Genomic DNA, 18,599 nt, shown 5'->3' on the forward strand with positions numbered 1-18,599 from the left:
GCCTTTCGTATCCGCCCGTCATGCACACCGAAACGGACGACACCGTCGATCAGGCTTCTCCTTCCTTCTGGCCGCCGGCCATGGAGCGGGGGAGGGTCGCCGACGCCGCCTTCGCCAGGGCCTACGGCCGCGTATCCGATCTGGACCGGGCGCGGATCAAGACGGGTATCGCCGCCGTCTTCGCCGCCTGCGGCGGCCCCATGCCGCGCCTGCGCCGCAGCGAAGCGGCCCTCGGCCACGACCTCGTCCTGACCCGCTCGGATGCGCCTCTCGATTTTGCCGTTATCGTCTGCGGACCGCGCTTTGCTTCGCCGTCGCGCCTTGTCGCCGCCGTGCTGCCGGCCCTGTGCGCGGGCGTGCCCGAGGTCGCAGCCGTGCGCGTGGGCGGGGCATGGCCGCAGGAACTGCTGGTCGCCCTGGAGCTTTGCGGCGTGGAGACAGCCTGCCGCCTGGGGCCGCGCGCCCTGGCCGGCGTGTGGCCGCTGCTTGCCGCAAAAGGCTCCGGCGCGCTCGTGCTCCTCGACGGTGCGCCGCGGCCGGACCTTGCGGCCTGCCCCGAAATCGCTGTCCACGATGCCGTGACGCGCGGCAGGGCGCTTCTGGCCGACGGTCCGCAGGAGCGCCTCGACCGCGAAGCCCTGGCCTTTGCCCAGCCGGATCTCGAGCTCGTCGATGCCGCGTCCCTGTCGGACGATGCGTCGGATTCCCTGGCAAAAGGCGCGATTTCGGGGTATGACGCCGTCTACGCCGGCAGCGGGGCGGACGCGGCTTTCGCGGAAGCGGCCCCCCTGCGCCTGGCCACCGGCCGGGAGACTTTTTGGCTTTGGCCGCAGCTGCCGCCCGAGGCCTTCCGGCGCGTGCGCGTCGCCGCCGCGCGCCAGGGCGACGTCGCCTGACCCGATCCGCGACCAAAGCCACGGAGCGTTTATGAGCGCCAAGAAAGGGGCCGGCAAAAGCAGGCCCCAGAGCCTCCGCAATATCGGCATCATCGCCCACATCGACGCCGGCAAGACCACGCTGACCGAGCGTATCCTCTATTACACCGGCCGCATCCACCGCATGGGTGAAGTGCACGACGGCACGGCCACCATGGATTTCATGCCCGAGGAGCAGGAGCGCGGCATCACCATCACCTCGGCCTGCACCACGTGCGTCTGGAAAGACCACCCCGTCAACATCATCGACACCCCCGGCCACGTGGACTTCACCATCGAGGTCGAGCGGTCGCTGCGCGTGCTGGACGGTGTCGTCGGCGTCTTTTGCGCCGTGGCCGGTGTCGAGCCCCAGTCCGAGACAGTCTGGCGGCAGTCCGTGACGTACGGGGTGCCCAAGCTCGCCTGCGTCAACAAGCTCGACCGCCTGGGCGCGGATTTCGAAGGGACGCTCGCCGCCATGCGCGACAAACTCGGCGCGAACCCCGTGCCCGTGACCATTCCCGTGGGCCAGGGCGCGGATTTCACCGCCGTCATCGACCTCATCGCCATGGAGCGGCTGGATTTCAACGAGGCGACCCAGGGCGAGGAGATAACGCGCCGCGCGCTGACCGACGACGAAGCCGCCCAGGCCGCGCCTTGGCGTGAAAAACTCGTGGAAACGGCCTGCGAATTCGACGAGGCGCTCATGGAAGCCTATCTCGGCGGCGGGGATATCGAGACGGCCCGGTTGGTCGCCGGGCTGCGCGCCGCCACCCTGGGCCATGCCGCCGTGCCGGTCTATGCCGCCTCGGCGCTCAAAAATATCGGCGTGCAACCGTTGCTCGACGGCGTGCTGGCCTTCCTGCCGAGCCCGCTCGATCGGGGCGCGGTGGTGGGGCTCGACCCCAAAACGAAAGAGGAAAAGCGCTTCGAGCCCGACCCCGCCGCGCCCCTTGCCGCCCTGGCCTTCAAGGTCAGCATGGAGACCGGGCGCAAACAGGTTTTCGTGCGCGTCTATTCCGGCCGCCTGGAGGCCGGCAAGGACGTCTACAACGCCACGCGCGACGCCGCGGAGCGCCCGGCAAGGCTTTTCCGCCTGCACGCCGGACACCGTGAAAAGGCCGAAATCGCCGGCCCGGGCGAGATCGTTGCCGTTTCGGGCCTGCGCTACGCGGTCACGGGCGACACCCTGTGCGAGAAGGCCGACCCCATCGTGCTCGAGGCCATCGCCGCGTACAAGCCGGTCATCAGTTTGGCGCTCGAGCCGCGAAACGCCGAGGAATCGGACAAGCTCAAGGATGTCCTGGACAAGCTGCTCCAGGAAGACCCCACCCTGACCCTGGTCCACGACGCCGACACCGACCAGATGATCCTTTCCGGCATGGGCGAGCTGCACCTCGACGTCGTCCTCGAACGGGTGCGCCGCGAATATGGCGTGTCACCGCGCGCGGGCAAGCCGCAGGTGGTCTACCAGGAGACGGTCACGGCCGAGACGGCCGGGGAGGGCGAGTTCGACCGCGAGCTCGGCGACCGCGTCCACCACGGCAAGGTCTCGCTCACCGTCGCGCCGCTGCCCCGCGAGACCGGGCGCGACATCGCCTTCGCCGTGGACAGCGCCCAGTACCCGAGCTCCTGGCTCGAGGCCATTGCCGAAGGCCTGGCGGACGGCCTGCAAAGCGGCCCGGTCAAGGGCTACCCGGTGCAGGACGTGCGCGTGCGCGTGACCGGGATTTTCCCGGTCGAAGGCAAGACCTCGGCCGTGGGCTGCCGCATGGCGGCGTCGCTTGCGCTCAAAAACGCCCTGGCCGCCGCCAGGCCAGCCTTGCTCGAGCCGATCATGGAACTCGAAATCGGCGTGCCCGACGCCTTTGTCGGCGACGTGGCCGGTCTTTTGGGCGCGAAAGGGGCCAAGATCGAGAACATGACCGACCGGGGCGGGCACAAAAGCGTCACGGCGCTTGCGCCGCTGCGCCAGATGTTCGGTTTTTCCACGGACCTGCGCTCGGCCACCCAGGGCCGCGCCGGGCTCACCATGCGTTTTTCCAAATTCGACCTGTTGCAGTAGCTCCGACACCACCGCCCATGTCCACCCGCACTCTGGTTTCTCCGGATATTTCCAGGCGTTTCGACGTGCTGCGCACGCTTCTCGTCATCTTTGTCGTCGGCGTCCATGCCGAGAAGGGCCTGCAGGCCTACTACAAGGAGATTCCCGATGCCTTGCGCGCCGTGCTCATCGTCGTCAACCACAACATCTTCCGCTTGTGCGTGCCGGTCTTTTTCTTCATCTCCGGCTACCTGTTCTACCTCACCTACAAGCCGACCCTGGACGCCTACCGCAAGATGGTGCTCAAGAAAACGCGCACCATCCTTTTTCCGTATCTGCTTTTCAACGCCATCACCATCGCGCTCATCCTCATTTTCAACAAAGCCCCCTACATGGGCGACATCAACGGCCTGCGCGCGGAAGGCATCCTCAAGTACCTCCTTGGCGTCTACCGCTTTCCGGCCGTCTATCCACTATGGTTCCTGCGCGACCTCTGGGTCTATTTCCTGCTCGCACCGGTGTTTTTCTTCGTGATCGAGGAGATCCCGCGGCTCGGCGTCCTGCTCTTCTGGGCCGTGTGGATGTTCGTGCCCCAACAGGGGCTGGCGGTGGAACTGAGCGGCGCATTCTTTTTTTACACGGGTGGCATGCTCGCCCGCACCGGGGTCGACCTCGACGCGGCACGGCGCTATACGTGGCTCGGCCTGCTGCTCGGCCTTGCCGCCCTTGCCGCGGTCAGCTGGGTGGAGTACTTCAAGGGCTATCCGCCATATTACCATATGTTCTACCGCCACGACATGATCTTCGGCACGCTCGCCCTGTGGCTGCTCACCGGCTATCCCTGGCTTGGCCGGTCCAAATTCCTGCTCGAACTGTCCGGGGTCTCGTTTTTCGTGTACCTCACCCATGAGCCGGTGCTCTCCTACCTCATCTACGGGACCCGCTATATCTTCCACCCCACGTCCGGGACCTGGGTCGGCATCGGCTACATGGCGCTGCTCATGGGGGTGACTTTCGCCTTGTGCACGGGCCTGGGGCTGCTCCTTGCGCGCTATGCCCCAGCCGTTTACGCCGTGGCCACGGGGGCGCGCCGGCGATGAGCATGCGCGTCATCGCCGGCCGTTTCGGCGGCCGGCGCATCAAGGTCATGGAAGCGGTCGGGCTGCGCCCGGCCACGGGCCGCGTGCGCGAGGCTCTTTTCTCCATGCTGGCCGCGAGGCAGGCTCTTGCTCCGGGCGCGCGCGTGCTCGACCTCTTTGCGGGCGCGGGCAGCGTCGGCATCGAGGCCCTTTCGCGCGGGGCCGGGGAATGCGTTTTCGTGGAAAAAAATCCCGCCGTCGCGAAGATGCTGCGGGAAAACCTGCGCGCGCTCGGGCTTTCGCCGGCCGAGGCCAAGGTGGTCGAGGCCGATGTGGCGAAAGCGTTGCCGCGCCTTGGCGGCGGGGGGCCGTTCGACCTCATCGCCGTGGACCCGCCGTACGGCTTCGGGCTTCTGCCGCCGACGCTCGCCGGCGTCGTCGCGACCGGGCTCCTTGCGCCCGGCGGCGTGCTCGCGGCGGAAATCGAAGCCGCTGCCGCATTCGACCCGGCCGATGCGCCGGACGCCCTCGCCGTGGTCACCGACCGCGCCTATGGGCAAACGAGGATCATCCTATGGACGCCATGCGAAACTGCGTCGCCGTCTACCCCGGCACCTTCGACCCCCTGACCAACGGCCACGTCTCCTTGGTGCGCCGGGCGGCCAAGGTGTTCGGCTCGGTCATCGTGGCCGTGGCCGGGGATTCCCACAAGACGCCCCTTTTCAGCCTCGACGAACGGGTCGCCATCGCCGAGGACGTCTTCGAGCATGACGAGAGCGTCATGGTGGAGGGATTTCAGGGTTTGCTCGTCAACTACGTCAAGCACCGCCGCGCCAACGTCATCCTGCGCGGCATGCGCGCCGTCTCCGACTTCGAATTCGAATTCCAGATGGCGCTCATGAACCGCAAGCTCGACCGCAGCATCGAGACGGTATTCATCATGACCGACTACCAGTGGCTCTACATCAGTTCCACCATCGTCAAGGAAGTGGCCAAGCACGGCGGCGAGATCCGCGGCATGGTCCCGGAGCTGGTCCGCGAGCGTGTGCTCGAGAAATTCGGCCTCGCCGGAGCGGACAAGGGCGCGTGAGCATGGCCGGCGCAAAGGTCGTGTGCCTGCTCGGGGCCACGGGCACCGGCAAGACCGGGGCGGCCTTGGCCCTGGCCGATGCCTTGGGCGGGGCGGTGGTCAACGTCGATTCCCGGCAGGTCTATGCGGGCCTGGCCGTGCTGACGGCCCAGCCCACGCCCGGGGAGCAGGTGCGCTGCCCGCATTTCCTCTACGGTGACACGCCCATCGACTATGTCGTCACGGCCGGAAGCTACGCCAAACGGGCCCGTTTCGTCGTGCAGTCCGTCCTCGAACGCGGCCTGCTGCCGCTTCTGGTCGGCGGCACGGGGCTGTATTTCCGTGCCATCCTCGGGGGCCTTGCCCCCATTCCCCAGATCGCGGCGGACATCCGTGAGGTCGTGGCCCGCGACTACGACACCCTGGGGCCGGAGGCCATGCACGCGCGTCTGGCCGCCGTCGATGCGGACGCCGCCGCCCGCATCGCCCCGGCCGACCGCCAGCGCGTGACCCGGGCGCTCGAAGTCGAAAAGGCCACGGGGCGCACGCTCACGTGGTGGCATACGCAGCCCGATCCCGACGCGCCCGCCTGGAACGTCTGCAAGATCGGCCTCGAAACCGATCTGGACGCGCTCACGCCGCGTCTGGCCGCACGCATCGAAGCCATGGTCCGGGATGGGGCGGTGGAAGAGGTGCGCGCCGCGCTGGCGCGCTATCCCATCGATGCGCCCGGACTTTCCGGTATCGGCGGGCCGGAACTCGTCGCCCATCTGCGCGGCGCGTGCGACCTGGAAGCGGCCAAGGCCGCCTGGCTCACGAGTACGCGCGCCTATGCCAAGCGTCAATTGACCTGGTTTCGCAAGGAGCCGGGCGTGCGCTGGTTTTCCCCGGACGACGCGGCCGGCATCGTGCGCGCCGTCGCGGCCTGGCGCGGGGAGGGCGGGGCATGAACCGCCGCATGGGCGTTTTCCTCTGTCTGCTCCTGTCTTACAGCCTCGCCTTCGTGACCGTCGCGCGGGCCGAAAGCGCCGACGAACTGGCCCGCGAGGCCCAGGCCGCCCTGACCGGCGGCGAGACCGATGCGGCCCTGTCGCTGCTCAAGGAAGCTCAGGGCAAGGACCCGCGCAACGACCGCGTCCAGGCCCTGCTCGGGCGCGCCTGGCTCCAGCGCGGTGACGCGCGCGAGGCGTTTGCGCATTTCACCATGGCCGTGCGCCTCAATCCCGAGGACACCCTGTCGCGGATCATGGCCGAAACCATCGGCCAGTTCCCGTTGCCCGCCAGGGATGGCAAGTCCGCGGCCGCGCCGCCCGGGCGTTCCCGGGCGCTTTCCGCCGACGCCAAGGCCGAGCGTGAGGCCCTTTTGGCCAAGGGGCCCCGGGCCGGCCGGGAAGGCGCGTTCCGGGTGTGTATCGACGCCGGGCACGGCGGCCTCGATCCCGGCGCGCCCGGGGCCGGGCTTCGCGAGGCGGATGTCAGCCTCGACATCGCCTTGCGCCTGGCCCGGGTGCTCGCCGCCAAGGGCGACGGCGTGGCCGTGACCCTCACCCGCACGGCCGACGTGACCCTGCCGGGTTGGGCCCGTGCGGCCCTGGCCGGTTTTTACGACGCGGACCTGTTCGTTTCCATCCACGCCACACGCGTGCCCGAGTCCGCCGCCGCGGGCTTGGCGTTTTACGCCTTCGCCCGCGAGCCTGCCGACGCCGTGGCCGGCGCGGCCGCGCGCGTGGAAAACGCGGCCCACGAGAGCCTGGAGATGCAGCCGGGACGCCTGGGCGCGCAGTCCTTTTTCGCTGCCGCCAGCCGGGCCGCCGGCACGCCGCAAGTCCTTGCGGCCGGGCGTGCGGCCCGGACCATGGCCGCGTCCGTGGCCGCGGGCTCTCCTTTGCCGGTGCGCGGCGCGGGCGCGGGGCCGTTTCGACTCCTGGACGAAGCCGATGCGCCGGCCGTGTTGGTGGAGGCGGGATTTTTGTCCCATGCGGCCGACGCCGGTGTCCTGGCCGCGCCGGAAAAGCGTCAGGCCCTGGCCGAGGCGCTGGGTCGGGCCGTGCTGGCGGCTGCGGCGCAACTGCGGGGCGGCGCGGCGCAATGACTCTTCCGGGGCGGGAGGCGCGCGACAAAAAAAAGCCCCGGCGGGACTTCCACCGGGGCCTTGCGATCGGGAGGAGGGGGGACTACTGCTTGTCCGGGCCGTCGTCCTTGGGCTTGCCGGGGGTCACGTCGATTTCGTCGGGCTCGTTGGTGGCCTTCTTGAAGTTCTTGATCGCCTTGCCCATGCCGGCGCCAATCTCGGGAAGCTTGTTCGCTCCGAAAATAATGAGCACAATGACCAGAATGATGATAAGCTCGGGGAATCCGATTCCAAACATGCGCTGCCTCCGCGAGTGGGTTGGTCGAGGCTATACACGCGGCCCCATGGCAGGTCAAGGAAGGGCGGACGCCATGGAGGAGACGTAATGGCGGCCAGGATTTCCCGGTTGCCGGGGCACGGCTGCCAATTCTACCGCTCCGGCCGCTGCCTGTACGAGGAGCACCGCAACCCGGGGCTCGACGAAAACTACCGGTGCACCGTGCTGCTGCGCCTGGGCCGGGCGTTCGACGATTTTGCCCTGCGCGCCGAGAACCTGGGCATGACCGAGGAACAGGCCGGACTGGCCTGGAAGGCCCGGTTTCCGGCGGCCCTGGCCCGGGAAGGCTCTTGTCGGATGCGTCCGCCCGGTGATACGACGTCGTTCCCGGATTGCGCGAACGCCACCGGGGATCTCTGCCTGCTGGCCCTGCCCCTCTGCGCCGGCGTCTGTCCGCGTTTCGCACGGCGACAGGATACGTAACGACACAACGCCAAGGACGGTTTCTCCATGAGCGGTCTGCTGTTTTTCCCGCATCTGCATCCGGCCCTGGCCGGCGACGATTTGCCGGCCGGCGTGCGCCTGCTCGACCCGGGGCTTGGCCCCGAGGCTGCGGCGTCGCGGCTGCGGCCGGACGTCCTGCCCCTTGGTGGCGAGGAGCTTGCGGCCTTTTTGCGCGAATTCGACCGGCTGCGCCGTGAAGTGAGAAATCCCAAGGACCTCGCCCTGCTCGGCGGCACGGCCGACGGCCACTTTTTCGCCGAAACCTCCTTTGCCGCGCGCGAGGAACTCGAGGACGCCCTCGATCCCTCCCGCGTGGCCGCCCGCCGGGCCAGGGCGGCCCAGCTCTCCCTGTGCCTGGCCTACATGGTCGAGGAGAGCCTGGGAGAACTCGTCGGAGCAGGGGAGCTCGACGCGCGCTTCCGCAAAGCCATGGCCGAAAGCCTGGGCCTGGAGGCGGACGACGCCGCCGAGGAACTCGCCCACGTCCTGGACGAGGCCGGCGCGCTGCCGCCGCCCGCTGCCCTGGCCGCGGAATTCGCCCCGTCCTGGCGCAGGACCCTGCCTGCGTTCTGGGCCGTGGCCCCGGCCGGAGCCGGGCTTTTCGTCGCCGACGCCGACATCGCCGACACCTGGCGCGACGCCGGTATCCTTTTCGCCCCGGCAAGCGAGGCCGACCTTGCCGTCTGGTTCCCGGACGGCGCGCCGGACGCCGCGTTCGAAGCGGCCCGGGAGACCGGCTGGCGGCTGCTCGGCCGGACCCGTCCCGATCCCGAAGCCCCCTGGCTCGACGCCCCGCGCGCGGTCGTCGTGGCCAAACCCTAAGGAGCCTCCGTGTACGTTTGCAATCCCGCGTCTCCGCCGGACTTCCTGTTCCGGCTCAAGGGCGTCGTCTTCGACTGCGACGGCGTGCTGGTCGATTCTCGCGATGCCAACCGCATGTACTACAACCTCATCCGCGAAGGGATCGGCATGCTGCCCATCACGCCGGAGGAGGAAGACTACGTACATATGCATTCGGTAAACGAATGCCTGGCGCGTATCATTCCGTCTGAGCGCATGGAAGAGGCCCAGGAAGTGCGACGCAACCTCAATTATGCCGATATTTACCCCTACATTTACATTGAGGACGGCCTGACGGACGTACTGGACGCGTTTGCGGCGCGGGGCGTGCGCCTGGCCGTGCACACCAACCGCACCAACACCGTGGACAAGCTGCTTGCGCACCTGGAAATCGACCAGTATTTCCACCCGGTGATCAGCGCCGGCAGCCTCAAGCGGCCCAAGCCCGATCCCGAGGGCGTGCGCATCATCCTGTCCGATTGGGACCTGCCCCAGGACGCGGTGGCCTACATCGGTGATTCGGCCCTGGACGAACGCACGGCCCGTGCCGCCGGCGTCGGTTTCTGGGCCTACAAGAACCCCGGTCTCGCGGCCGCCATGTACGTCCCGGATTTCCCCACACTGCTCGCCTGTCTGGACGGCTTGCCCGCCGGCGCGGCCAAGGATTGCCAGACGGGAAACTCTTCGTTATAATTCAAGTAAATAATATATTCACCAAAGTGACGCGCCGGACTATGGCGCGACTGCGCGCCTACCCGGGCGGCGGCGTGCGACCGGCCGATGACGCCCCGGCAAGCAGCGTTCCCGGGGCCTGCGACGGCCCGTCCGGGCGCGAATTGACTTGATTAATGGCAGGCGCTGTGCCATTTTTGCGCTACGGCACGTTTGCCTGATAGGTGCCGTGTAGAAGGATGATGCATGGATATCATTGGTTATTTTTTCGTCGCCCTGGCCCGGGTTCTGGACATCGTCCTCTCCCTGTATTTCTGGGTCATCGTGATCGCCGCCCTGATGTCCTGGGTGCGCCCCGATCCGTACAATCCCGTGGTACGGTTCCTGCGGGCCGTGACCGATCCGGTCTTCTACCGGGTCCGGCGCTGGTTTCCGTTTCTCACCATCGGCGGCGTGGACCTGTCCCCCATCGTCGTGATCCTGGCCGTGCAGTTCCTGCAATGGTTCCTCGTGCCGACGCTGTTGCGCCTGGGCGGCATGGGCGCCGGCATGGGCGGACGCCTCTAGGCGGAAACCGGGGAGCGTGCATGGACGCACGACACCGCAACGACACGCGCAAACGGGCGGATCTGCCGCCGGGATCACGGACACGATGCTCGTGAATCCCTTGCACGCCGCACCAGCCTCCCGGATGATATTCCCCCTCCCGACCGGAGACGGCCGGCGCGACAAAATCCGCACGACGGCCGGCGCGGGCGCGGCCGGATTTTCCCGTGCGCGGCAGGGAGGGGCGTAAACGTGGCAGCATTGGCGCAGGGGCGGGAAAATCGGACGCGGGAGAGCGCGTTGCCGGTTTTCGTGACGGCCGCCGGAGAAGGGGCCTGGATGCTGCGCGTGGCCGTGACCCCGGGCGGGGCCAAGGATGCCCTGGCCGGACTGCGCGAGGACAGGCTGCGCGTACGACTGCGGGCCAAGGCCGTGGAGGGCAGGGCCAACGCCGCCCTGACGGCGTTTCTGGCCGACTGCCTCGGGCTCAAGACCCGGCAGGTGGCCATCGTTTCCGGCGAGAAATCCCGGAAAAAGACCATTCGCGTCGAAGCGGAGTCCGAACCGGACTGGTCCCTGGCGACCGGTGCGGATTAAGACGAGAACCGTCAACAAGGAGTCTTTGCCATGGACCAACGCGATCTGGAGCTCATTGCCAAGTACGGCGAAGCGGATCCGGAACTCAAGAGCCTCTACGAGGAGCATGTCGCGTTCGAAAAGATTCTGGAAAAGATGGAAGGCAAGCCCTTCCTGACCCCTTCGGAAGAGACCGAACTCAAGGAAATCAAGAAGAAGAAGCTTTCCGGCAAGACGCGCATCGAAACGCTCCTCATGAAATACCGCAAGGCGGAGGACCACTAGCATGGAACTGACCGGGGCCCAGATCCTCCTCGAGTCCTTGCGCCGCGAGGACGTGGACGTCGTTTTCGGCTTTCCCGGAGGAGCGGTCATCGACATTTACGACCAGTTGCCGAACTACCCCCTCAGGCACGTGCTGGCGCGCCATGAACAGGGAGCCATCCACGCCGCCGACGGCTATGCCCGCGCTTCGGGCAGGGTAGGCGTATGTCTGGTGACTTCGGGCCCCGGCGCCACCAATGCCGTGACCGGCATTGCCACCGCCTACATGGATTCCGTACCGGTGGTCATCATCACCGGACAGGTGCCGACGCCGCTGATCGGCAACGACGCGTTCCAGGAAGTCGACATCGTCGGCATCACGCGCCCCTGCACCAAGCACAATTACCTGGTCAAGGACGTGCGCGATCTGGCCGGGGTCATCAAGGAGGCCTTCTACCTGGCGGCGACCGGCCGCCCGGGCCCCGTGCTCATCGACCTGCCCAAGGACGTGCAGCAGGCCAAGTGCGAGTACAAGTACCCCAAGACGATCAAGATGCGCAGCTACAACCCCACCTACACGCCCAACCCCAAGCAGGTGGCCAAGGTGGCGGACGTGTTGCGCAAGGCCAAAAAGCCCATCATCTACGCCGGCGGCGGGGTCATCGCCTCCACGGCGGGCGATGACCTCGTCTGGCTGGCGCGTTCGCAGCAGATGCCGGTCACGGCCACGCTCATGGCTCTGGGCTGCTTTCCCGCAAACGACCCCCTCTGGGTCGGCATGCTCGGCATGCACGGCACCTATGCCGCCAACATGGCCATCAGCCACGCCGACCTGATCCTGGCCATCGGCACCCGCTTCGACGACCGGGTCACGGGCAAGCTCAGCGAATTCGCGAAAAACGCCAAAATCGTCCACATCGACATCGACCCGACCTCCATCCAGAAGAACGTGCCCGTGCACATTCCGGTGGTGGCCGACTGCAAGAGTTTCCTCTCTGCCCTGCGCGGACACCTGGAAGCCGCGCCGGCCGAGGATGCGCCCGCGCCCGGTGAACGCCACGCCGCCTGGCTCGGCACGGTCGCCGAGTGGAAGACGGAAAAGCCCCTGACCTACGACCAGAACGGCGGCGCGATCAAGCCGCAGTACGTGGTCGAGGTCATCTCGCGCCTGACCAAGGGCGAGGCGGTCATCACCACGGAAGTGGGTCAGAACCAGATGTGGGCCGCGCAGTTCTACCAGTTTATCCGGCCGCGCTCGTTCATCAGCTCCGGGGGCCTCGGCACCATGGGCTTCGGCTTTCCCGCGGCCATCGGCGCGCAGATGGCCTGTCCCGACCGCCTCGTCATCGACGTGGCCGGCGACGGCTCCATCCAGATGTGCATCCAGGAACTGGCCACGGCCGTCTGTTACGACCTGCCGGTCAAGATCGTCATCTTAAACAACGGCTACCTCGGTATGGTCCGCCAGTGGCAGGAGCTCTTCTACAAGAAGAACTACTGTGCCACCTGCCTGGACGTGGCTCCGGATTTCGTCAAGCTGGCGGAGGCCTACGGCGCGGCGGGCTACCGGGTGACCGACCCGGCGCAAGTCGAATCCGTGCTGGCCGAGGCGTTCGCCCTGCCCAAGACCGTCATCGTGGACGTGGTCATCGACCGCGAGGAGAACGTCGCGCCCATGGTTCCGGCCGGAAAGTCCATAACCGAGATGATCCTCGTCTAGGAGCCGTCCATGCGCCACATCCTCTCCATCCTGGTCGAAGACGAACCCGGCGTGCTCTCCCGGGTGGCCGGCCTGTTCAGCGGCCGGGGCTACAACATCGAAACGCTCAATGTCGCCCCGACCCTCACCGAAGGCCTGTCCATGATGACCATCACCACCGAGGGCGACGAGGCCATCGTCGAGCAGATCGTCAAGCAGTTGCGCAAGCTCGTGACCACGCTCAAGGTGGTGGATCTGACCGGCGTCAAGTCCGTGGAGCGCGAAATGATGCTCCTGCGGGTGGACGCCGAAGGCAGCAAACGGGCCGAAGTGCTGCGCATCGTCGACATCTTTCGCTGCAAGGTGGTGGACGTGAGCCTCGATGAGCTCATCATCGAGGTCACCGGCACCCAGGACAAGCTCGGGGCGCTGCTCAACCTTCTCCAGCGCTTTGGCATCAAGGAAATCGCCCGCACCGGCGCCGTTGCCATGCGACGCGGCATGCAGGAATAAAAAAGGAGCCCGAATGAAAATCTATTACGACCAGGACGCCGACCTCTCCCTCTTGGCCGACAAAACCGTGGCCATCATCGGCTACGGCAGCCAAGGCCATGCCCATGCCCAGAACCTGCGCGATTCCGGCGTCAAGGTGGTCATCGGCCAGCGTCCCGGCGGCCCCAACTGGCAACTGGCCAAGGAAAACGGCTTCACCCCCATGTCCGCCGCCGAGGCGGCGGCCGCGGCCGACATCATCATGATCCTGGTCCCGGACCAGACCCAGAAGGCGCTGTACGAAAAAGACGTCCTGCCCAACCTCAAGGCCGGCAAGATGCTCATGTTCGCCCACGGCTTCAACATCCACTACCAGCAGATCGTGCCTCCGGCCGACGTGGACGTGACCATGATCGCGCCCAAGGGCCCAGGCCACCTCGTGCGCCGGGTCTACACCGAGGGCGGCGGCGTGCCCTGCCTGGTGGCCGTGCACCAGAACGCCAGCGGCAAGGCCCTGGAACTGGCCCTGGCCTACGCCAAGGGCATCGGCGGCACCCGCAGCGGCGTCCTGACCACGACCTACCGCGAAGAGACCGAGACAGACCTCTTTGGCGAGCAGGCCGTGCTGTGCGGCGGCGTGGCCGAGCTCATGAAGGCCGGCTTCGACACCCTGGTGGAAGCCGGGTACGAGCCCGAGAGCGCCTACTTCGAGTGCATGCACGAGATGAAGCTCATCGTGGACCTGATCTACGAGGGCGGCCTGTCCCGCATGCGCTACTCCATCAGCGACACCGCCGAATACGGCGACTACACGCGCGGGCCGCGCATCATCACCGACGAGACGCGCAAGGAAATGAAGCGTGTGCTCAAGGAGATCCAGGACGGCACCTTCGCCAAGGAATTCATCGTCGAGAACATGTCCGGCCGGTCGCATTTCCTGTCCATGCGCCGCCTCAACGCCGAACATCCCGTCGAAAAGGTGGGCGCGAAACTGCGCGACATGATGGGTTGGCTCAAAAAATAGCCTCAGACGCGGCCGCGCCCCCGGGCGCGGCCGCATTGCAGAGGGAGGAGCCCACCATGCTACGCATCTTAATTCGCCCGGCGGCGATTTTCGCCGCCCTTTGTCTGTGTTTTCTTGCCGCGCCGTCGGCCCGGGCGGACACGACGGCTTCCCCGGACCCGGACGACGCCGTCCAGGCCTTTACCGCGCCCGAATCCTTCGAAACCGTCCTGGCCAAGGCCCAGGCAGGGGAGGCCAAGGCCCAGTGCGCTCTGGGCGTTGCCTACATCAACGGCACGAGCGTCGCCCAGAATTTCGGCCAGGGCCTGCACTGGCTGCACCGTTCCTCGGAAGCGGGCTACGGCTACGCCCGCTACGTGCTGGCCGACCTCTACAGCCGGGGCTACGGCGGCGTGCCCGTCAACGACGCCCAGGCCTACTACTTCGCTTCCCTGGCTGCCGCTTCGTCGTCCCTGCCCGAAAAATTTCGGGAAAAGGCCGTCAAGTTGCGAAACGCCAGCGCCAGACGCCTGAGCCCGGCCGAACTGACCGGCTTGCAAGCCAAGGCCGCCCTGGCCCCCCTGGATGCCGCGGCCGGAAACTGACCGCGCCCCTTTGCCCCTTGACGCGGCCGCGCGGATTTTCCATCAACAAGCCATGCGACGCATCCTCACGGCATGGTCCGGCTCCGGCCGGCCCTGCGTAAAGGCTTCGGGCTGCGAGCCCGCGAACCTTTCCTGGCGCATGGTGTTCGCGGGAACCGTTCTGCCGGCCGCGGCCTTGCTCCTTGTCCTGACCCTGGCCGGTAGCGCCTTTGCCGCCAGGGTCGACACCCGGGCCTTCAACGCCGCTTTCGCCAGCCAGTCCGCCCGGATGTACGACCATCTGCTCAAGGTGCAGGATTACTACGCCTCCCTGGCCAAGGAGGGGAACGATTCCCGCATCAAGGACGCCCTGGCCCTGCGCGCCTCGCTCTCGGCCTGCTGGGAGCTTTTCCTCAATGCCGGGGACATGGTTTACATCTACAATCAGGTTGGTCCAAATTGCGCCGATGACGCCACCAGGATCGGGGGGCTCGTGCATCAGGCGCTCGGGGTCATTGCGGGCAAGCTGGAAAAGGAACTGGAGTGGATGGGGCTGACCGAGAAAAACGTCGGCGACCAGCCCATTAGCGTGGAATTGACGCAGGCCCGCAAGGACATTCTGGCCGCCGTGGCGCTGTTTCGCCAGACGGCCGCGCAGTTCGCCCCGCCTGCAGCGGCTGAAACCCGGCAGCCGGTATCCAAGTAGCGCTCGAACGCGACGTGTGCAGGAACGCGCCTCGCTTCGAGTGGTGCCCTTGGCCTGCGGGTCGTGCTGCGAAGCGTTGGGAAGGGGGATGTTTCGGTCGTTTTGGCCAATGCCGTGACGCCGCTTTTCCCGGCGGCCGTACCGGCCATGAAGATTGGGTATGAACAACCCTGACCCGGCGCGACCCGCCGGATACGGGGAGGCCTCGATGCTGCTTCGCGCCGTCCGTCTCGTGCTCCTGCCGCTGTGCCTCGGCTGCCTGCTCCTTTCCGGCTGCGCCCGCCACACGTATTACGTCGAACTCAACGACGGGGAAATTTTCTATGCAGACCCACCGCTGGTCCTCGACGCCCAGTCCGGGGTCTACCGCATGTGGGTCGCTGGCAAGCGCCACGTTATCCCCATGGACGACGTGCGCTACTTGGATGACGCCGCCGAGATCTGCTACCAGAACGGTGTCACCGACACATTCACCTGCTACGACGCCATGTACCAGTTCTAGGCGTTGGAGAGGCGCGGCACGTGTGGGACGGGACGCAACAAGGCCCCGGTCTTGCCGGGCTCGCCCTGCGGCTGCTCGAACGCGAGCCGCCCCGGGGGCCGGTCCTCGCGCCCGAGGCCTACCTGCCGGGAAGCCTTGCCGGGTGCGTCGCGGCGCTCGCCCGGCCGGAGCGCACGCCTGATCCCGCCGCCCTGGCCGGCCTGTGCCTCAAGTACGCCTACGCCTATGTGTATCCGGACCGCGCCGGCGAGGATATTTCCCTTGCGGAAATCACGCGCCTGTGCGGCTGCTTCGTGCGCCGCCGCGGCGGCTGCCTTGCCCTCGAAGGACAGGATGCCCTGCGCCGGCTGCTTTTGCACCACGGCTTCGCCCTGCAAATGCTGCTTGACCTGCCGAAGACCGTCCACCTGCTGACCGCGCTGCTCGAAAGCGCGCCCCTGGTCCGCCCGGGACCCTCCTTCCTTGGGTTCGACCTCGGCGCGGGCACGGGCATCCTGCTGCTCGGCCAGTACCTGCTGGCCCGGCGGCTCGGGCATGAAGCGCCCTGTCTGCGGGGCGTCGAGCACCTGCCCCATGTGGCCGCACGGGCGGACGCACTGCTTGCGAACCTCGGCATCGGCAGGGTGTTGGCCGGCGATGCCACCACGTCCGCAATCTACAACAACCTTCCGCAAGGCGCAGTTTCCTGCCTGAGTAACGAGACCCTGCCTTCGCGCGGGCGGCGGCTCTGCAAGGAACCCTTTGCGCGCATCAATGCCGCGCTGTTCGGGGCGCTTGGCGCGCGGCTTGGCGGCACGGTCTTTCTGCCCGGCGCGGTCTGGGTCGTGGACGGGGAAGGGCGGTCGTGGCTGCGTCTGGCCCCGGAAAACGCCTTTGCCGGCGAAGGGCTGGGCAAGCCGGCGCGGCTCTACCGCATGGCCGATGTGGAGCTTGCGGGCCGGCGCTTCCCGGCAGACAAGGTGGGGGAGGACTACGCGGACCTGCTCGACCCGCCCTGGCGCGCGGCGCTTGGGCGGCGCTGGTAATCCTTTAAGGCTTGGAGGGCGGCATGTTGCGGGTCAAACGCGTCTACGAGGCGCACCAACCGGAAGACGGCAGGCGGTATCTGGTGGATCGCCTCTGGCCGCGCGGCCTGACCAAGGAGGCCGCGGCGCTCGAGGCCTGGCTCAAGGAGCTCGCGCCGAGCAACGCCCTGCGGCAGTGGTTCCATCACGCCCCGGACAACTGGGAGGAATTCCGGCGGCGGTACCGGGAGGAGTTGGCGGCCGCGGCCGTGTCGCCGCTGCTTGAAAAGCTGCGCGCGGAGAGCCGGGAAGGCGTGGTCACCCTGCTTTTTGCCGCCAAGAATGCGCAGCGCAACAATGCCGTCTGTCTCAAGGACATCCTGGAGGGAAAGGAGGGAATTGCGGCGGCGGATACGTAGCGCGCCGCTAGAGTTGCAGTTCGTAAAAGAGCGCCCCGGGCAGGGGATTTTCGCAGTAGGGGGCGATTTTCTTGAAACCGAGCTTGCCGTAGAGCGCGTTGGCCGCGGTCATGGATGTGAGCGTGTCCAGGCGGACGGCCGCATAGGCGCGCTCCCTGGCTCCGGCCACGGCGGCTTCGGCGAGCTGCCTGCCAAGGCCTTGGCCGGCGTAGGCCGGGCGCACGTAAAGCCGCTTCATTTCCGCAATGCCGTCCCGAAGGGGCCGCAAGGCCACGCAGCCGGCGGGCATGCCTTCCAACCAGGCCAGCCAGACGCCGCCGGCGGGCAGGCTGTAGCAACCCGGCAGCCCGGCCAGCTCCTCGTCGAAACGCTGGAAGCACAGGTCGAACCCCAGCCCGTTCGCGTATTCCTGGAACAGCAGGCGCACGACGGCCATGTCCGTGGCCGGGGCGATGCCCGTGCCCAGGCGCAGGATGGCGGAAGGAACGTGTTCGGTCATGGCGAGCCTCCTGAAAACGTGTCCGTGCTAGACGATCACATGGCGGCGGATGAAGGCCACGGCCTCTTCGGGCGTGTCCATGACCGTAAAGAGCTCCAGGTCTTCCACGGAGAGAAAACCCTGCGCCAACAGGGACTCGCGAAACCAGTCCACGAGGCCGCTCCAGAACGCCTTGCCCAGGAAGATGATGGGGAAGGGCTTGATGCGCCGCGTCTGGATGAGGACCAGGGCCTCGGACAGTTCGTCCAGGGTGCCGAAACCGCCGGGCATGGCGATGTAGGCCGTGGCGTATTTGACGAACATGAGCTTGCGGATGAAGAAATAGCGGTAATCGCTGCGGATGGTCAGGTAGGGATTGGGCTGTTGCTCGAGCGGCAGGTGGATGTGCAGGCCGATGGATTCGCCGCCGGCTTCGCTGGCCCCTTTGTTGGCCGCTTCCATGAGCCCCGGGCCGCCGCCGGTGATGACCGAGAAGCCGGCCTTGCACAGAAGCCCGGCCAGCCGGGTCGTCTCGGCGTAGAGCGGATCCCCAGGCGCGACGCGGGCCGAACCGAAAATGGACACCGCGGGCTTGATCTCCCCGAGCACCTCGAAGCCGTCCACGATTTCGGCCATGATGCGGAAAAGCCGCCAGGACTCGGAAACGGAAAGGTCGTCGATCAGGTATTGGCGCGAACTGCTCAACGGAACTCCTTGGGCGGTTTGTCGCTGCCGGGCCTTTTCAGGCGCGGCCAAACGCAGTACACGGCGGCCTCGACCAACCGCCAGTAACGGGAGCGCATCGTGCTCCCTCGGGCGAGGATAATCAAGCCCCGGCCGCCCTGCGGCCTTTTCG

At 67.1% G+C, this 18,599-nt stretch carries 24 protein-coding genes; 21 read left to right on the top strand and 3 right to left on the bottom strand.

Annotated features, from left to right (window positions below):
* The first annotated feature begins 20 nt into the window (after positions 1-20).
* The 7 genes from Q368_RS0110040 to Q368_RS0110070 are packed head-to-tail and all read left to right on the top strand — an operon-like array spanning position 21 to position 7,198.
* A complete protein-coding gene (locus Q368_RS0110040) occupies positions 21-896 on the top strand; it encodes a histidinol dehydrogenase (RefSeq protein ID WP_029458938.1) in 876 nt (291 codons plus the stop codon).
* A 31-nt stretch (positions 897-927) separates the two neighbouring features.
* Positions 928-2,979 carry an elongation factor G gene (gene fusA / locus Q368_RS0110045; protein WP_029458939.1) on the top strand — a complete coding sequence of 684 codons (2,052 nt, stop codon included), beginning with the start codon at positions 928-930 and terminating at the stop codon, positions 2,977-2,979.
* A 17-nt stretch (positions 2,980-2,996) separates the two neighbouring features.
* Positions 2,997-4,058 carry an acyltransferase family protein gene (locus Q368_RS0110050; RefSeq protein ID WP_029458940.1) on the top strand — a complete coding sequence of 354 codons (1,062 nt, stop codon included), beginning with the start codon at positions 2,997-2,999 and terminating at the stop codon, positions 4,056-4,058.
* 2 nt (positions 4,059-4,060) lie between these two features.
* On the top strand, positions 4,061-4,666 hold the full coding sequence (rsmD, locus tag Q368_RS0110055; protein ID WP_029458941.1) for a 16S rRNA (guanine(966)-N(2))-methyltransferase RsmD: 606 nt from the start codon (positions 4,061-4,063) through the stop codon (positions 4,664-4,666).
* Positions 4,612-5,127, top strand: a complete 516-nt coding sequence (gene coaD / locus Q368_RS0110060; protein WP_029458942.1) for a pantetheine-phosphate adenylyltransferase — start codon at positions 4,612-4,614, stop codon at positions 5,125-5,127. Before rsmD ends, coaD begins: the two co-directional genes overlap by 55 nt.
* A 2-nt stretch (positions 5,128-5,129) precedes the next feature.
* Entirely contained in the window at positions 5,130-6,056 is a 927-nt protein-coding gene (gene miaA, locus Q368_RS0110065; protein ID WP_029458943.1) for a tRNA (adenosine(37)-N6)-dimethylallyltransferase MiaA, read from the top strand.
* Positions 6,053-7,198, top strand: a complete 1,146-nt coding sequence (locus tag Q368_RS0110070) for an N-acetylmuramoyl-L-alanine amidase (protein WP_029458944.1) — start codon at positions 6,053-6,055, stop codon at positions 7,196-7,198. Before miaA ends, Q368_RS0110070 begins: the two co-directional genes overlap by 4 nt.
* Before the next feature lie 82 nt (positions 7,199-7,280).
* Here the strand turns inward: Q368_RS0110070 and Q368_RS0110075 are convergent, their stop codons facing one another.
* Complete coding sequence (locus Q368_RS0110075) at positions 7,281-7,475, bottom strand: twin-arginine translocase TatA/TatE family subunit (protein WP_029458945.1); 195 nt, start codon at positions 7,473-7,475, stop codon at positions 7,281-7,283.
* An 87-nt stretch (positions 7,476-7,562) separates the two neighbouring features.
* Between Q368_RS0110075 and Q368_RS0110080 the strand changes: the two genes are divergently transcribed.
* The 14 genes from Q368_RS0110080 to Q368_RS0110145 all read left to right on the top strand — a co-directional run bounded on the left by Q368_RS0110080 (position 7,563) and on the right by Q368_RS0110145 (position 17,265).
* A complete protein-coding gene (locus Q368_RS0110080; protein ID WP_029458946.1) occupies positions 7,563-7,937 on the top strand; it encodes a hypothetical protein in 375 nt (124 codons plus the stop codon).
* Between the two features lie 27 nt (positions 7,938-7,964).
* On the top strand, positions 7,965-8,780 hold the full coding sequence (locus Q368_RS0110085) for a hypothetical protein (protein ID WP_029458947.1): 816 nt from the start codon (positions 7,965-7,967) through the stop codon (positions 8,778-8,780).
* 9 nt (positions 8,781-8,789) lie between these two features.
* The gene (locus tag Q368_RS0110090) at positions 8,790-9,491 is read left to right on the top strand and encodes an HAD family hydrolase (protein ID WP_043785517.1); all 702 of its coding nucleotides are present in this window, start codon (positions 8,790-8,792) and stop codon (positions 9,489-9,491) included.
* 225 nt (positions 9,492-9,716) lie between these two features.
* A complete protein-coding gene (locus Q368_RS0110095; protein WP_029458949.1) occupies positions 9,717-10,037 on the top strand; it encodes a YggT family protein in 321 nt (106 codons plus the stop codon).
* A gap of 279 nt (positions 10,038-10,316) precedes the next feature.
* Positions 10,317-10,613 carry a DUF167 domain-containing protein gene (locus Q368_RS0110100; protein WP_043785519.1) on the top strand — a complete coding sequence of 99 codons (297 nt, stop codon included), beginning with the start codon at positions 10,317-10,319 and terminating at the stop codon, positions 10,611-10,613.
* A gap of 30 nt (positions 10,614-10,643) precedes the next feature.
* On the top strand, positions 10,644-10,877 hold the full coding sequence (locus Q368_RS0110105) for a DUF465 domain-containing protein (protein ID WP_029458951.1): 234 nt from the start codon (positions 10,644-10,646) through the stop codon (positions 10,875-10,877).
* A 1-nt stretch (position 10,878) separates the two neighbouring features.
* Positions 10,879-12,576: a biosynthetic-type acetolactate synthase large subunit gene (gene ilvB / locus Q368_RS0110110; protein WP_029458952.1), complete on the top strand. Its 1,698-nt coding sequence runs from the start codon at positions 10,879-10,881 to the stop codon at positions 12,574-12,576.
* Positions 12,577-12,585: 9 nt separating this feature from the next.
* A complete protein-coding gene (gene ilvN / locus Q368_RS0110115) occupies positions 12,586-13,068 on the top strand; it encodes an acetolactate synthase small subunit (RefSeq protein ID WP_029458953.1) in 483 nt (160 codons plus the stop codon).
* Positions 13,069-13,081: 13 nt separating this feature from the next.
* Positions 13,082-14,071: a ketol-acid reductoisomerase gene (gene ilvC, locus Q368_RS0110120; protein ID WP_029458954.1), complete on the top strand. Its 990-nt coding sequence runs from the start codon at positions 13,082-13,084 to the stop codon at positions 14,069-14,071.
* Between the two features lie 56 nt (positions 14,072-14,127).
* Complete coding sequence (locus Q368_RS0110125) at positions 14,128-14,655, top strand: tetratricopeptide repeat protein (RefSeq protein WP_029458955.1); 528 nt, start codon at positions 14,128-14,130, stop codon at positions 14,653-14,655.
* Positions 14,656-14,707: 52 nt separating this feature from the next.
* Positions 14,708-15,340 carry a hypothetical protein gene (locus Q368_RS0110130; protein WP_245611317.1) on the top strand — a complete coding sequence of 211 codons (633 nt, stop codon included), beginning with the start codon at positions 14,708-14,710 and terminating at the stop codon, positions 15,338-15,340.
* A gap of 208 nt (positions 15,341-15,548) precedes the next feature.
* Positions 15,549-15,842 carry a hypothetical protein gene (locus Q368_RS0110135; protein WP_029458957.1) on the top strand — a complete coding sequence of 98 codons (294 nt, stop codon included), beginning with the start codon at positions 15,549-15,551 and terminating at the stop codon, positions 15,840-15,842.
* A gap of 20 nt (positions 15,843-15,862) precedes the next feature.
* A complete protein-coding gene (locus tag Q368_RS0110140) occupies positions 15,863-16,867 on the top strand; it encodes a hypothetical protein (protein ID WP_052360100.1) in 1,005 nt (334 codons plus the stop codon).
* Positions 16,868-16,890: 23 nt separating this feature from the next.
* The gene (locus Q368_RS0110145; protein WP_029458959.1) at positions 16,891-17,265 is read left to right on the top strand and encodes a DUF488 domain-containing protein; all 375 of its coding nucleotides are present in this window, start codon (positions 16,891-16,893) and stop codon (positions 17,263-17,265) included.
* 7 nt (positions 17,266-17,272) lie between these two features.
* Here the strand turns inward: Q368_RS0110145 and Q368_RS0110150 are convergent, their stop codons facing one another.
* Together Q368_RS0110150 and Q368_RS0110155 are read right to left on the bottom strand one after the other, a co-directional pair.
* A complete protein-coding gene (locus tag Q368_RS0110150) occupies positions 17,273-17,764 on the bottom strand; it encodes a GNAT family N-acetyltransferase (protein ID WP_029458960.1) in 492 nt (163 codons plus the stop codon).
* Between the two features lie 27 nt (positions 17,765-17,791).
* Positions 17,792-18,448: an LOG family protein gene (locus Q368_RS0110155; RefSeq protein WP_029458961.1), complete on the bottom strand. Its 657-nt coding sequence runs from the start codon at positions 18,446-18,448 to the stop codon at positions 17,792-17,794.
* Between the last annotated feature and the right edge of the window lie 151 nt (positions 18,449-18,599).

It is taken from the genome of Solidesulfovibrio alcoholivorans DSM 5433 (assembly GCF_000702665.1).
In the GTDB taxonomy this organism is placed as follows: Bacteria; Desulfobacterota; Desulfovibrionia; order Desulfovibrionales; family Desulfovibrionaceae; genus Solidesulfovibrio; species Solidesulfovibrio alcoholivorans.

Bases quoted from the DNA above. Each gene is read 5' to 3' on its own strand.
- Q368_RS0110075 (WP_029458945.1), bottom strand. From the start codon at position 7,475: ATGTTTGGAATCGGATTCCCCGAGCTTATCATCATTCTGGTCATTGTG.
- fusA (WP_029458939.1), top strand. From the start codon at position 928: ATGAGCGCCAAGAAAGGGGCCGGCAAAAGCAGGCCCCAGAGCCTCCGC.
- Q368_RS0110040 (WP_029458938.1), top strand. From the start codon at position 21: ATGCACACCGAAACGGACGACACCGTCGATCAGGCTTCTCCTTCCTTC.
- Q368_RS0110125 (WP_029458955.1), top strand. From the start codon at position 14,128: ATGCTACGCATCTTAATTCGCCCGGCGGCGATTTTCGCCGCCCTTTGT.
- Q368_RS0110135 (WP_029458957.1), top strand. From the start codon at position 15,549: ATGCTGCTTCGCGCCGTCCGTCTCGTGCTCCTGCCGCTGTGCCTCGGC.
- ilvN (WP_029458953.1), top strand. From the start codon at position 12,586: ATGCGCCACATCCTCTCCATCCTGGTCGAAGACGAACCCGGCGTGCTC.
- Q368_RS0110105 (WP_029458951.1), top strand. From the start codon at position 10,644: ATGGACCAACGCGATCTGGAGCTCATTGCCAAGTACGGCGAAGCGGAT.
- Q368_RS0110085 (WP_029458947.1), top strand. From the start codon at position 7,965: ATGAGCGGTCTGCTGTTTTTCCCGCATCTGCATCCGGCCCTGGCCGGC.
- Q368_RS0110130 (WP_245611317.1), top strand. From the start codon at position 14,708: ATGCGACGCATCCTCACGGCATGGTCCGGCTCCGGCCGGCCCTGCGTA.
- ilvC (WP_029458954.1), top strand. From the start codon at position 13,082: ATGAAAATCTATTACGACCAGGACGCCGACCTCTCCCTCTTGGCCGAC.
- miaA (WP_029458943.1), top strand. From the start codon at position 5,130: ATGGCCGGCGCAAAGGTCGTGTGCCTGCTCGGGGCCACGGGCACCGGC.
- Q368_RS0110080 (WP_029458946.1), top strand. From the start codon at position 7,563: ATGGCGGCCAGGATTTCCCGGTTGCCGGGGCACGGCTGCCAATTCTAC.
- Q368_RS0110050 (WP_029458940.1), top strand. From the start codon at position 2,997: ATGTCCACCCGCACTCTGGTTTCTCCGGATATTTCCAGGCGTTTCGAC.
- Q368_RS0110150 (WP_029458960.1), bottom strand. From the start codon at position 17,764: ATGACCGAACACGTTCCTTCCGCCATCCTGCGCCTGGGCACGGGCATC.
- rsmD (WP_029458941.1), top strand. From the start codon at position 4,061: ATGCGCGTCATCGCCGGCCGTTTCGGCGGCCGGCGCATCAAGGTCATG.
- Q368_RS0110070 (WP_029458944.1), top strand. From the start codon at position 6,053: ATGAACCGCCGCATGGGCGTTTTCCTCTGTCTGCTCCTGTCTTACAGC.
- Q368_RS0110095 (WP_029458949.1), top strand. From the start codon at position 9,717: ATGGATATCATTGGTTATTTTTTCGTCGCCCTGGCCCGGGTTCTGGAC.
- Q368_RS0110145 (WP_029458959.1), top strand. From the start codon at position 16,891: ATGTTGCGGGTCAAACGCGTCTACGAGGCGCACCAACCGGAAGACGGC.
- ilvB (WP_029458952.1), top strand. From the start codon at position 10,879: ATGGAACTGACCGGGGCCCAGATCCTCCTCGAGTCCTTGCGCCGCGAG.
- coaD (WP_029458942.1), top strand. From the start codon at position 4,612: ATGGACGCCATGCGAAACTGCGTCGCCGTCTACCCCGGCACCTTCGAC.